This is a genomic window from Streptomyces sp. CA-243310 (assembly GCF_050936775.1).
In the GTDB taxonomy this organism is placed as follows: Bacteria; Actinomycetota; Actinomycetes; order Streptomycetales; family Streptomycetaceae; genus Streptomyces.
The window spans coordinates 3,641,552-3,653,725 of record NZ_JBNJMF010000001.1; the positions used below are offsets into that span (position 1 = coordinate 3,641,552).

Annotated in this window: 14 protein-coding genes; 5 read left to right on the forward strand and 9 right to left on the reverse strand. The window is 70.3% G+C overall.

Annotation, left to right across the window (positions count from 1 at the left end):
* Positions 1-30: 30 nt before the first annotated feature.
* On the forward strand, positions 31-627 hold the full coding sequence (locus ACQEVM_RS16115) for a TetR/AcrR family transcriptional regulator (protein WP_433079228.1): 597 nt from the start codon (positions 31-33) through the stop codon (positions 625-627).
* A gap of 623 nt (positions 628-1,250) precedes the next feature.
* Here ACQEVM_RS16115 and ACQEVM_RS16120 read toward each other — a convergent pair.
* From ACQEVM_RS16120 to ACQEVM_RS16135, 4 genes are all read right to left on the reverse strand, one after another.
* On the reverse strand, positions 1,251-1,706 hold the full coding sequence (locus ACQEVM_RS16120; RefSeq protein ID WP_433079230.1) for a DUF2809 domain-containing protein: 456 nt from the start codon (positions 1,704-1,706) through the stop codon (positions 1,251-1,253).
* A gap of 226 nt (positions 1,707-1,932) precedes the next feature.
* Positions 1,933-2,436, reverse strand: a complete 504-nt coding sequence (locus ACQEVM_RS16125; RefSeq protein WP_433079232.1) for an N-acetyltransferase — start codon at positions 2,434-2,436, stop codon at positions 1,933-1,935.
* Positions 2,437-2,661: 225 nt separating this feature from the next.
* On the reverse strand, positions 2,662-3,027 hold the full coding sequence (locus ACQEVM_RS16130) for a darcynin family protein (protein ID WP_433079234.1): 366 nt from the start codon (positions 3,025-3,027) through the stop codon (positions 2,662-2,664).
* Positions 3,028-3,101: 74 nt separating this feature from the next.
* The gene (locus tag ACQEVM_RS16135; RefSeq protein WP_433079236.1) at positions 3,102-3,995 is read right to left on the reverse strand and encodes an NAD(P)H-binding protein; all 894 of its coding nucleotides are present in this window, start codon (positions 3,993-3,995) and stop codon (positions 3,102-3,104) included.
* Positions 3,996-4,101: 106 nt separating this feature from the next.
* Between ACQEVM_RS16135 and ACQEVM_RS16140 the strand changes: the two genes are divergently transcribed.
* On the forward strand, positions 4,102-5,052 hold the full coding sequence (locus ACQEVM_RS16140; protein ID WP_433079238.1) for a LysR family transcriptional regulator: 951 nt from the start codon (positions 4,102-4,104) through the stop codon (positions 5,050-5,052).
* Between the two features lie 685 nt (positions 5,053-5,737).
* Here ACQEVM_RS16140 and ACQEVM_RS16145 read toward each other — a convergent pair.
* On the reverse strand, positions 5,738-6,193 hold the full coding sequence (locus ACQEVM_RS16145) for a MarR family winged helix-turn-helix transcriptional regulator (protein ID WP_433079240.1): 456 nt from the start codon (positions 6,191-6,193) through the stop codon (positions 5,738-5,740).
* A gap of 110 nt (positions 6,194-6,303) precedes the next feature.
* Here ACQEVM_RS16145 and ACQEVM_RS16150 point away from each other — a divergent pair, with 110 nt between their 5' ends.
* The gene (locus ACQEVM_RS16150) at positions 6,304-6,717 is read left to right on the forward strand and encodes a DUF1398 family protein (protein WP_433079242.1); all 414 of its coding nucleotides are present in this window, start codon (positions 6,304-6,306) and stop codon (positions 6,715-6,717) included.
* A gap of 160 nt (positions 6,718-6,877) precedes the next feature.
* Here the strand turns inward: ACQEVM_RS16150 and ACQEVM_RS16155 are convergent, their stop codons facing one another.
* Together ACQEVM_RS16155 and ACQEVM_RS16160 are read right to left on the reverse strand one after the other, a co-directional pair.
* Positions 6,878-7,378, reverse strand: coding sequence for a lamin tail domain-containing protein (locus tag ACQEVM_RS16155; RefSeq protein WP_433079244.1), 501 nt, complete (start codon positions 7,376-7,378; stop codon positions 6,878-6,880).
* A gap of 277 nt (positions 7,379-7,655) precedes the next feature.
* Positions 7,656-8,162, reverse strand: a complete 507-nt coding sequence (locus ACQEVM_RS16160; protein ID WP_433079246.1) for a TetR/AcrR family transcriptional regulator — start codon at positions 8,160-8,162, stop codon at positions 7,656-7,658.
* Positions 8,163-8,182: 20 nt separating this feature from the next.
* On the opposite strand from ACQEVM_RS16160, the gene ACQEVM_RS16165 reads away from it, so the two are divergent.
* Positions 8,183-9,052, forward strand: a complete 870-nt coding sequence (locus ACQEVM_RS16165; RefSeq protein ID WP_433079248.1) for an SCO6745 family protein — start codon at positions 8,183-8,185, stop codon at positions 9,050-9,052.
* An 83-nt stretch (positions 9,053-9,135) separates the two neighbouring features.
* On the opposite strand, the gene ACQEVM_RS16170 is transcribed toward ACQEVM_RS16165, so the two are convergent.
* Complete coding sequence (locus ACQEVM_RS16170) at positions 9,136-10,194, reverse strand: VWA domain-containing protein (protein ID WP_433079250.1); 1,059 nt, start codon at positions 10,192-10,194, stop codon at positions 9,136-9,138.
* Positions 10,195-10,331: 137 nt separating this feature from the next.
* Entirely contained in the window at positions 10,332-11,372 is a 1,041-nt protein-coding gene (locus tag ACQEVM_RS16175) for a hypothetical protein (protein ID WP_433080041.1), read from the reverse strand.
* A 321-nt stretch (positions 11,373-11,693) separates the two neighbouring features.
* On the opposite strand from ACQEVM_RS16175, the gene ACQEVM_RS16180 reads away from it, so the two are divergent.
* Positions 11,694-12,104: a MarR family winged helix-turn-helix transcriptional regulator gene (locus tag ACQEVM_RS16180; RefSeq protein WP_433080043.1), complete on the forward strand. Its 411-nt coding sequence runs from the start codon at positions 11,694-11,696 to the stop codon at positions 12,102-12,104.
* Positions 12,105-12,174: the final 70 nt, after the last annotated feature.

Genomic DNA, 12,174 nt, shown 5'->3' on the forward strand with positions numbered 1-12,174 from the left:
AATGACAACATCGAGGTAGAGGAGACCGCCTTGGCCGACGGCCCGTACCACCACGGGAATCTCAGGGCCGCCCTGCTGGAGCGGGCGGAGACCATCCTCACCACGTCGGGGGCGGAAGCCCTGACCCTGCGCGGCCTGGCCCGCGAACTCGGTGTGAGCCACGCGGCACCCGCGCGTCACTTCCGCGACCGGCAGGCATTGTTGGACGCGCTCGCCGTCAGCGGCTTCACCACCCTCAACGCCCGACTGCGCGCGGCGGCCGGGGAAGGGGGCGGCCGGGTCGGGGTACGACTGGCCGAGCTGGGGCGGACGTACGTGGACTTCGCGGTGGAGCACACGGCGCTGCTGGAGCTGATGTTCGCCGTCAAGCACGCCGACGATTCCAGTGACGAGCTGCGGGAGCTGGGGCACGAGAGCCTGCTCATCGTCGCGCGGCTCATGGCGCAGGGGCAGGAGGCGGGAGCGGTACGCGCGGGCGAGCCCGTTCAGCTCGCGCAGGTTGCCTTCTCCACCGTGCACGGCCTCGCGACGCTCGCGGTCGCCTCGCTCCTCGACGAGACCCCGCTCGCCGAGGCCACGGAACTGGCCCTGGAGATCCTGCTGGCCGGCCTGCGACCCGGCGGCTGACACGGGCCCCGCGCCCCCGGTGCCCGTCGGCTCCCGCTCCGGCGTGCGCTGGAGTGGGAGCCGACGGACGGTTCGACCGGGACGGCCGCTCGACGCGCCCGCGTCAGAGGGACCAGGAGGTCGCAGGGGCGAGCGCGGCCGTCAGGGCATGTCCTCGATCCGCTGCCGGTTGAGGAGGTGGGCGGGCAGGGACGGCTGCACCGAGCAGGTGGGCGTACGCGGCCCGCCCCGACTCCTCCGGTCCGGCCCGCTCGACGTCCGCATCGGTGAGGATCCGCACTGGTGGGTCCGTCGAGGCCGTAGGCGAAGACGAGTCCGTCGGTGACCGTGCGTGTGTAGCGCATGTTGTCGAGGAGGTCCCGCGTCAGAGAGGCGAGGGGCAACAGCCGGGCATGTGTGCCGCGCAGAAGCTCATCGGCACCCTCACCACCGGTGCTCGCCTGCCGCAGGGTCGTGAATCGGTCCGTTTCGAGGTTGCGAGTGGCTCGGGGCCCAGGAGATCGGGGCCGTCGACAGGCCGGCGTCGTCACGTCTTTGCCCCGGGCGAACGGTGCGGGCGGGGCGCCGTGTCGAGCAGGGCCCGGACGCGACGTCCGTCCTCCGTGGCAGTCGATCGACGCGCGTCAGGCGTGCCGCGACCGCTCCACCGCTTCCCCGCGCCGACGGCGTGGAACGGACGTCAGGGCGGCGTGGACGAGGCAGCCGGCCGCCGCGCCGACCACGTACCAGAACAAGTCCGGTGCATTGAAGGTGGAACCGAGAACGAGGCGGGCGATGGTGCTGCGCCCGGAGAGTTCCGCAGGGATCGTGCTGAGCTGGAGGAACTCGACCGCCCAACTGGCGGTCAACGCAACTGTTGCGGCCCGCAGGGGCGTTGTCCTCGGCGCGACCACGACGAACAGGGCGAGGAGCAGTGCGGTGTACAGCGCGTCTCCGCCGTACTTGGCCACGCTCCCCGCGGTCACGATCCTGAGCCCCAGCCCGGCGCCGACGATGAGAACCGCGGCCCCGGTCGCCACCAGGCGGGTCCGCACGGGGTCGGCGGCGTCGCGGGCACGGTTGCCGGGGAGGAGGTTCACGAGAACATGGTGCCGGACGGCTGTGGCGGGATCGTCGAGCGGGTCGGGCCGTCGGTCCGTCTGTCGGCTCCTCTGGCTCCTCAGGTTCCTCGGAAGCTGTTGTCCTTCCGGGTGTGAGTGGCGTGTTTCCGCGAGGCCTTCCTCGCGCGCGCCGAGCACCTGACGACGACCCGATCGAGACTGCCGTTCGAGCAGCAAGTTCCCAGATCATTAAGACAAGAGCTGCTTACGCGTCGGGGTGTTTCGGCAGGGCGAGCCAGTCCGACCACGAGATCTCGCGGCCGAGGAAGCGCGGCTGCTCGAACGGCCAGTCGGCGGCGATCCACTGCGGCACCAGCTCGTCGAGGGCCTGCTCGACCTTGCTGTTCACCAGCTCGTCCACCACCCACCAGGAGATCTCGCCGTCCGCGCCGGCCTTCTCCGGTGGGTCGATGTAGACACAGCCGAGCAGAGCTGTCTCCGCCGCGTCGAACAGCGCGTAGTTGAAAGACTGGTGTGCGGCGATCTCCTTCTCGTGCCGCAACAGGTCGACCTGGTCGGCCTCGTAGGTCATGGTGGCCGCGGGCCAGCCCCAGGCCGGGCCGAAGATGGTCCACAGCCGCTCGCGCGAACCCATCACAGCCGGATAGTCGAGCGGGGTGTCCGCCTCCCGGATCGGCCGCAGGTGGTGACCACTGCCCGGCAGCGGTATCAGGACGGGATGGACGAAGTCATCAGGGAGCCAGCTCATAGCGCCCGACCGTAGCAGCGCGCGGCCGTCCGCTCCCCTGGCTTTTCCCCGTGTACCGCCAGGCCCCGCTCTCGTGCCGGGCAGTGCCCGCGATCACCCGATCGACACTCCCGTTCGATCGACAGACTCCGCGATCGGTCTGGCAACGGCATCTCAGGGCCCGATGCCCTCTGGCCGTCGGTGGCCGGAGGGCATCGGGGCGATCCCGTGGGAACGGGGGGTGTGTCAGGTGGTGACGGTGGCGACGGGTTCGAGACCGTAGGTGCGGGCGTATCCGTTCTCGGTGCCGACGAGGATGTCGACCACCTCGAAGTAGCGGTCCCAGAAAGGGGTTTCGCGCAGTGCGTCGATCAGGAGCTGGTAGGCGTGGTGGTCCTCGGCCTCCCACATCCAGACGTCGGTGACGCGCGCGGAGTAGAACTCGGTGTCGTAGAAGCGTGACCGCACACCGGTGGTCTTGGCCTGGATCACGGGCAGGACCCGGGTGGTGAAGGCGTCGACGCGTTCCTGGACGGTCAGGGCGAGCCACTCGGGCGTGGTCTTGACGAGCATGAACGCCGTGACCGGCGGTTCGGTTGTCTCAGCGGGCATGGGGGTGCCTCCAAAGCGTGTGTGGGCATGGTGCGTGGGACGGCCGGCTGTGTACCGGCGAAGGGTGGCGGGCCTCAGGAGAGGACGGCGGGCTTCAGGGTCTGGGCGCACCACTGCTCGAAGTCGGTGGGGGAGGAGGTGTCGGGGGTGCGGACGACGCCGGCGTCCAGGCCCTGGTCCTTGGCCCGCTTCATGTCGACGATGCCCTGGACGAACGCCTCGTTGAGGCCGTAGCCGACGAGGTTGGTGTACAGCTCGTCGAGCGGCTGCCGTTCGTAGCGGACGGGGCGGCCGAGCTGTGCGCTCATGATGCGGGCCACGTCGTTGGGGGACAGGTCCTGCGGGCCGAGGACCGGGACGCTGTCGGTGCCCGTCCACGAGCGGTCCAGCAGCAGGCCGGCTGCGACGGCCGCGATGTCGGCGCAGGCGACGAAGGGAGCCTTGCGGTCACCGTCGACGACGTCGACGAAAACACCCTTGTCGCGGATCGAGTCGGACTCCTCGAGGAGGTTCTCGAAGAAGGACGGGTTGGCCAGGGACCGGTAGGCGACGCCGCTGTCGGCGATGAGGTCGTCCATGGCGAGGGAAGCGGTGACGAGGCCGGCCCGGTCGGCGAGCGGGGTGCCTCGGCCGAGTGCGGAGACGCCGACGACGTGGCCGACGCCGTGGGCGGCGAGCGCCTTCACGGCGGGCCCGCTGAAGCGGCTGTAGGCGTCCTGCGGGGTCAGGGAGGCGTCCGGGGGGACGAGCCAGAAGACGGCGTCCGCACCCTCGAAGGCTCGGTCGACGACCTCGGCGTCCCCGTGCGAGCCGGTGATCACCTCGACGCGTCCGTGAACCGCGTCCGGCAGCCGGGCGGGGTCGCGCACGATCACGCGCAGTTCCTCGCCTGCGGCGGGGGCGGATTCCAGGAGCCGGGAGAGCAGGGAACGGCCGATGTTCCCGGTGGGAGCAGTGATGACGATCATGAAAACCTCGCAGGTCGTGCTGGTCTGTACGCCTCTCATCCTGCGGAGGACCCCAGTGCTGCCACAATGGGAACATCGGCACGCAATCATTGACTGAAATGGAATAATGCTGGTGAACAGCCCGGAGCTGACCCTCGACGCCAATCTCGCCCTCGCCTTGGACGCCCTTCTGGCCGAGAACAGCGTCACTCGGGCCGCCGCCCGCCTGCACACCTCGCCGGCCGCCATGAGCCGCACACTCGCCCGTCTGCGCCGCACCCTGCAGGATCCGCTGCTGGTCCGAGCCGGGCAGGCCATGGTCCCCACCCCGCGCGCCCTGGCCCTGCGCGAGGAGGCCGCGGCCGTGGTGCAGCGTCTCGGGGCCCTGCTCAGCCCCGATACCGGCGTCGAACTCGCCACCCTGCGCACCACCTTCACCCTTCAGGCCGCCGACCTGGTCGGTGCGGCACTGGCCCCCGGGCTGTTGCGCCTGTCCGAACAGGAGGCCCCGGGCGTCTCGTTCCGGCTCCGGGCCGAGGAGTTGGAGGCCGGCCCCGCGCTGCGCGACGGCCGGATCGACCTGGAGGTCGGGTCCATCGACCACGTGGACCCCGAGACGAGGGTCGAGGAGTTGGTCAGCCTCCGCATGGTGGCAGCCGTCAGGCCCGGTCATCCGTTGACCGAAGGCCCCGTGACCCCGGCCCGGCTCGCCGCCGCCCAACACGTCGCGGTCAGTCGCCGCGGCCGATTCACCGGCCCCCTCGACGCCGCCCTGGCCGAGCAGAACCTTCGTAGGCGGGTCGGCATCGTCCTTCCCAGCCACCTGGCCGCCATGACCCTCGCGGCTCGCAGCGACATCGTCTGCCTGGTACCTGCCGCGCTCCCCGGCGCGGCCCCCTCACCCCTCACCGCCGACGCGGTGGCCCTCGGACTGCACCTCCTGGACATCCCCCTGACCATGCCGCACGTGAGCGTCGGCATGGCCTGGCACCCGCGCCATGCGGCCGACAGGGCCCACCACTGGCTTCGCGGCGCCGTCCGTCGAACCCTCCGCACGCCCGGGAGCCCCACCATGTGATCCGACCGAGGTGCCGGTACGGCCGAGACCGCGGACGGCGGCCGAATGCGAGCGGGGTGTCGGCCGACAGGTCCCGCCGCAAGGCCCGTTGGTCGGCCGGGACCTCGGGGCCGATCCACCGGACACCAGAGCCGGTGCCACCTCAGGTGCGCCGGAAGGCGGTCGACCGCAGGGCCCGAGCCTGCCCGTGCCGGCCGTGCGGAGCGCCCGTACAGCGGTGAGTACGCCGGCCACGATCACCGGGAGGGACCCGGCGAGGAAGGCGCCGGGCAGCAACCGGGGCCGCGCGGCCGATGCCTTCGGGGCCCCCGCCGGACCGGTCCGGGAGTCGACGGTCAGGAGCGCGGCGTGCCGGCAGGCCCTGGTTCCTGAGGCCGAACAGGTCGGGCTTCCTCAGCCTCGGCCCTCTCGAGGGCGCTGATCGTTCGGCGGCGCCAACGTGTGGCGACCAGCACGACAACCACCGCGCCCAGCAGGCTGACCAGCGGACCACCCCAGACGGCTGCCGCGAACAAGACTCCGAGTGATTCCATGACGCCCCCGTTTCGGGGCCAGCGTACGCGGCTCTGCCGGCCGTCCAGCCCCGGCACCGCAGCGGGCGGTCACTCGCGAACCTTTTCCTCTCCTCGGAACAAGGCCGGACCGGTGGGGCAGCGGCGCCGTGGTGCCGAAGAGCCGCCCCGCGTCACGGGGTTTCGTCCACCGGCCCGTGCTCTTGGTGTCGGCGGGCTTGTTCGATCAGCCGGCGCAGCAGGTCGCGCGCGGCGGTGAGCTCGCCCGGTGAGATGCCCTCGGCGATCACTCCGTTGGCTCGGGTCGCGCGAGAAGTGATCGCCTCCAGGGTCCGGTGCCCGTTCCCGGTCAGTGTCAGGAGGGGGGAACCCTTGTGGTCGGGGTTGGCGTGGAAGGCCGCCAGGTCCTCGTGGACGAGGTCGTTGGCGACGCGCTGTACGCCTTGGCGGGCGACGCCGAGGCGGCGGGCGGCCTGGGGCACGGTGAGCGGATTCTCGGACACCACGCTCAACAGCTGCCAGCGCGCTTGTGTCTGCCCCTGCGTGGCGGCGATCCCTTCTCCCGTCCTGCGCAGAACACCCGCCGCCTCGAACACGTCAGCGACCAGGAGCGCCATCTCGTCGGACATGTGACCCCACCACCCATATTTGACAACATGATGTCTGTTTGGAAATCTATTGTCATCTTACCCGTGAGAGGTCCACTCGGACATCACCCCCACGACATCCGGAGAAGACCATGGGCAGCGCCCCCACCCACCTGCAGGCGACCTTGGAACGTGCCGCCGCCATCCGCCCCAAGGTGGGCGGTTTCCCCCACCTCGCCGAGACGCTCCGCCAGGCAGGCGTCAGCCGCTGCCGCATGGCCGTGCCGTCGAACGCGATGCTCTATCTCACCGACCTCGGCCCCGTCGCCGTGCAAGGCGAACCCTTGATCGCGGGAATGGTCGATGCCGCCCCCTTCGACCGCGAGGCACTCCTGACGGCCCTCCGGCTCGACCAGGCGGGAGAAAGCACCTTTCCCGAGTTCGTCCAGGGATGCTGGAACGCCGGTGTGATCTGGTACGACGTCGATCTGCACGCGCGCACCTGCGCCTACCACGGCGCCGAGGGTGACAGCTACGTCGAGGCCTACCCGGCCGTCGAGATCTGACGCCAGGCCCCGGTCCGAGCCGCAGCGGCGGTACGGATCATCGGTGAGGGGTCGGGGAACGCGTCGGGCCCCCGTCCCTTCAAGGGGCGGGGGCCCGACGCGTCGACCCGCGCGGCTCGCGGGTCGTGTGGCGACCTCGTGCGATGACTTCGTGTGGTGACTAGCGGCCGCCCTGGCGACTGCCACGACCCTTGCCGGGGCCCCAGTTCTTGCTGTCCAGGATGCGGCCGTGCTCGTTGCGCAGGGTGGCGGAGTCGCGCTGGTCCCAGACGTAGTTGGTCCGGTCCTGGTAGACGTCGCGCAGGGTGTTCCTGCCCTTGCCGGTGTGCACCTTGACGGTGGAGTGGCCGTCGAGGAGCAGGCCGCGGAAGCGGTAGCGGTTGCCCTGCTTGTCGGTCAGGGTGTAGCCGCGCAGTTCGACGGCCCTCCGGCCGGTGTTCTTCACCTCGACCCACTCGCCGTTCAGGCTGCGGTTGCTGCGGTCGTTGCGACCGGGGCTGTCGTACTGCACCTTGCCGATGGCGATGGTGGAGTGCTTGCCGGTCGAGTCGTGGTCCCGGCCGTGGCCGTCGGCCGCAGCCGGCAGCGCGGCGGAGGCGAGAGCGGCGACGGAGGCCACGAGGGTGGCGACGACACGGCGGGTGTTGAGAGAAGCGGACATGAAGATGTCACCTCAAGGACGTGCGGGTTCCCGGCTTGCTGCCGGGAACCCATACTTTGACCCGCGCACGGAGCGTTTTCTAGCAAAACGCCCCAAGATTGCCAAATGAAGACAAACCAGTCTGATTCTCTGACCAGTCGCTGATCCGATCGATGTCCGGGGCGGGAGGGGCGGCCTCGAACGCCCGGCGGCGCGCGGGATTCGGGGTGCGTGGTCGCTCGCGACACCGGTACGAATCGCCGTCCGCAGCCCTCACCGCCAACAAGGGCACTCGGGCTCAGGCAAGTTCCGTGGCGGGGTGGTTCGCGAAGAGGGTGCGGAAGGTCTCGGAGGGGTCGTCGTTCAGCGTCGGGAGGCTGCCGCTGAGCTGGAGGGCGGCGAAGCCGTGGGCGAGTGACCAGGCCGCCAGGCCGGCGCGTTGCGCGTCGGGGCGCTTCTCGGCGGGCAGTTCCTCGATTCCGGCGCGCAGTGCGCGGGAGGAGCGCGCCTTGGCGGCGGCCAGTTCCGGGTCGTCGCCGTGCAGCAGTCGAGGACGGAACATCACCTCGAAGTGGGCGGGGTGGCCGACGGCGAACTCGACGTACTTCGCTCCCATTTCGCGCAGCTTGCGCGCGGAGTCGGACGGCACCGAGGTCAGGTCGTCGGCCAGTAGATCGAAACCCTCCGCGGCGATGGCGGTCAGCAGCCCGGCCTTGTCCTTGAAGTGGTGGGCGGGCGCGGCGTGGGAGACCTGGGCGCGACGGGCGAGGTCGCGAAGGCTGAGACAAGATGTTGGGTGCGGCATTGACAGCGACAGGAATCGACATGACACACAGCCTCGGCACGATCCGGCAGATGTGGCAGTTGCTCGAACCGATACATGCCACGCTCTACTACGCGCCGGAGGCGTTCGAGCAGGTGGCGGCGCTGGGCTACGCCACCGACGAGCGCTGGCCGGGCTACTTCGCCTACCGGGCCGCGCCGCTCGGCCCGCGGCTGGTGCGCGCCCTCTTCTACAGCTTCAGCCCGCGGATGGTGGAGCGCCATACCGCGACGGCCTGGGCCACGGCCACGGCCGAGCGGGTCCTGGAAGCCCGCGGAGTCGCCGTGGACCGCGCACTGCGCAAGCTCCTCGGCGACCGGGTCGACTCGACGGACCTGCGCGAGAGCGCGGAACTGGCCCGACGCGCCGCCGAGTCGGCGAGCGCCGCAGGTCGTCCCATGGCCGCCGCGAACGCCGCGCTGCCCTGGTCCGAGGATCCCCACATGGTGCTCTGGCAGGCAGCCACCATCCTGCGCGAACACCGGGGTGACGGCCACATCGTCGCCCTCCAGGCGCATGGCATCGGCCCCACTGAGGCCCTGGTCTCACACGCCGCCGCCGGTGCCGCACCCGGGGAGGTGTTCGGCAGCAGGCAGTGGACCGACGAGGAATGGGACGCCGCCCGCGAACGACTTCTCGACCGTGGCCTGTTGGAGGCGGACGGCGGAGCCACCGAAGAGGGCCTGCGGCTCCGCGGCTCGATCGAGAGGCTCACCGACGAGCTCGCCGCAGCGCCCTGGGCGTCGCTCACGGCCGACGAGGTGGCCCGGCTGGCCGAACTCCTCGTGCCGCCGGTGCTCGACATCGTCGGCGCCGGACTCCTGCCGATGCAGAGCACCCTCGGTATCGCAATGAAGTACGACCACGCCTGAGCCGCCCACCCGTTCGGCGGGTTGCCCGGGGCGGTTCGCGCAGGGGTCCTTGAACCACCTGCCCCACGTCCTTCCCGCCCACCTCAGAGCATGATGAGCAGGCGTGTCCTGGGCTTGAGCTTCCTGTTCACCGACCGGCTCTGCACGTACACCTCCAGCTTGGGATTGTGCCCCGCCTTCACGGAGACGGTTCCCCGGATGCCCGTGCCGAACAGGAGGCTGCGTGCCGCATCGCCCGTGTACGCGCGGTCGGTGTCCCTCTCGACCACGACGACCTCCTTGTCGGGTTGAACCTGTACCCGAGTACCCAACTGGTAGTAGCAGGAGCCGCGTTCGTACGTCACGCCCGGATGCGAGTCCACGAAGGAACGAATCTCGACCTCCGTGTCGACCTTCAGCAGTCGGTACTTGTCGGCCGGTACCGGTTCGAGGTTCGCCCTCACGTCGTCGACCGATATGTCCTGGCCGACCGCGAACAGGTTCTTCGTACCCCGCACGCCCTTCTCGCGACCACGGAGGAAGCCGGTGGCGGCAGCGCGCACGGTACCGATCGCCTCCTCGACGCCCTCCTGGGAGTCCGCATCCCAGATCGCTGTGTTCCCGGCGGGGAAGCCGTAGTTCTGAGCGGTCCGCTTGGCCAGGGAGTTCGGGACGAGGATCGCGGACGTCCAGTGGCCCGGAAGCGTGTCCATCCTCACCGCGATCCTGTCGAGCCAGGGGCCGAGGACGGCCATGTCACCGTCGTGCCGTCGGTCGCCGCCGGAGGCGTTCTCCTCGCCGTCCGTCACCACGATCTGGAGGAAGCTGTGCTCGCCGTACTCCTCCCAGATGTGGCCCAGGTCGTCCAGTGACTTCAGGGAGGCTTCGATGAGGGCCGTGGCGCCGTTCTTGACCCTGTACAGACCCCGCATGGACGGCAGGTGCTTCACGTCCATGTCCCAGACCAGGTTCTCCACCTTGTGGTCGAAGGAGTAGAGACTGATTCGGGTCTCATGGTCGAGCTTGTCCGACTCGGCCTTCAAGCCCGCAACGAACTCGTCCACCACACGGATGAGTTGGTCCTGATGCTGCTGCATCGAGCCCGAGCAGTCCACTACCAGCGCGACGTGATTCACCTTGTGCTGGATCTTGTTGGCGGACATGATTCTGCTCCTTCGCCGAGGCTCCCCGAGTGATGTCTGCACACTAGGGGGAGGCACTGACAGCGGATCCTGATGAGCCGGCACCGCCGTCGCCGCCACCGCCGTTGCCCCGGCGGGGCGCGCGCCCGGGGGTGCCGTCAGACGCCGACCGCCTCCTCCATCTCCTCCTCTTCCTCCTCCGCACGCGCGGGGGCGGCTTGGGCGATCTCGGCCTCGTTCTGCGCGTGGCGGCGTTCGGCCGCGGCGGCCACGAGGGTGAGGACCAGGCCGACGAGCAGCCAGGCGGCGAGGGTCAGGATGTCGCGCACGAGGCCGTCCTGGCCGAAGTAGAGGATGCCGCGCAGGCCGTCCACGTACCCGGCGCCGTTCCAGAAGGAGTTCAGGGCCCCGAAGAATCCGTTCTGCAACTCGGGTCGGAACAGCCCCCCGGAGCTGGTGAAGTTGAGCATCACGAAGAGGACCATCATGGCGAGGGTCGTCCACCGCTTCAGGAAGGTGTGCAGGCCTACGCCGATGAAGAGGATGCCCGCGGAGTAGAGCCAGCTCAGGCCCCACACCCCGGCCAGGCCGTGGTGCGCCAGGTGGAAGGCGGGTCCGGCCAGCAGTGTGCCGATGGCGCTGACGACACCGGAGACGCCCACGACCAGCAGGGCGCGGCCGCGCATGCGCAACGCGGCTCCCGCGCCGCCCAGGACGGCCACCGAGGCGTACGAACCGATGCTGACCGCGACGAGCAGGAAGAACAACCCCTGTCCGGTCGGGTCGTCCTCGACGTTGCCGACGACATCGGTGACCTTGAGCGGGGCGCCGTGGCCCGCGGCGATCGGCGTGAAGATCTTCTCGACCACGGTGGCGCCCGTGTCGGAGGCGGCCGTGGCCACGATCAGCTCGGGTGTCGCCTCGCTCGGCACGTAGGCGCCCGTGATGTGGCGGTCCTTGAGTTCGGCCACGGCGTCGGAGCGGTGGGCGATCGTGCGGACGTCGAGCGCGTCGCCGGCCTCGTTCTTGACCGTCTGGGCCAGGGTCATCGCCCGCGGGCCCTCGCCGACGATCGCCACCGGCATGTGGTGCGGCTCCGGCTGGACGAAGGCACCCATGTAGGCCAGGCCCATGCCGAGGCACATCAGCAACGGGGTCAGCAGGTGGGTGAGTACGTGACGGATCGCCGGGCCGCGCAGCCCGGCGGCGGCACCGTCGGCGGCGGTGCGCAGGGTGCCCGGGGCGGCGGGGCCTCGGGCGTGGTGGTGAGCGGGTGTGCGACCGGACATGCGAAAGGACCTCCGTCGTCGGCGCGGGCTGCGCGTGCAGTCAGTGTCGGCAGGTAGTTGGTATATACAACTTTCGTTCCGGTTGTACTATACAACTAAACGGCGAGGGAGGTCACTGTGACGGCGGAGACAACCGGTACGACGAACGAGACCGGTACGACGGAGCCGGCCGGCGGGAGCCTTGCGGAGGGCGAGCGCCGGGACGCGGCCATCGAGACGATTCAGCGGGAGATGACGTCCTTCGCCCGGCGGGCGCGGGCGGCGGCCGCGCGGATGCATCCGGAACTTTCCCTGGTGTCCTTCACGCTGCTCAGCCATCTGGAGGAGCGCCGGGGCTGCCGGGCCGCGGACCTCGCCGCCCACTACGCGCTGGACAAGTCGACGGTCAGCCGCCAGGTCGCGGCGCTGGAGCGAGCGGGGCTGGTGGAGCGCCGTGCCGACGCCGAGGACCACCGGGTACAGGTGCTGGAGCTCACCTCCGAGGGAGCCGCGGTCCTGGCCCAGGTCACACGCAACCGCCGCGAGATGTTCCGCGAGCGGCTCGTGGCCTGGCCGCGCGAGGACCTGGACCGCTTCGCCGCGTACCTGCTGCGCTACAACGAGATCGCCCCGGGCGGCGCCGGGGGAGGGTACGTGGAGTGAGAGCGGCGCCGTACGCACGGCCGGGCGCCGCACGCGAGGCCGGTCGGCGTCGTCGGGTCGGGCAGGAGCG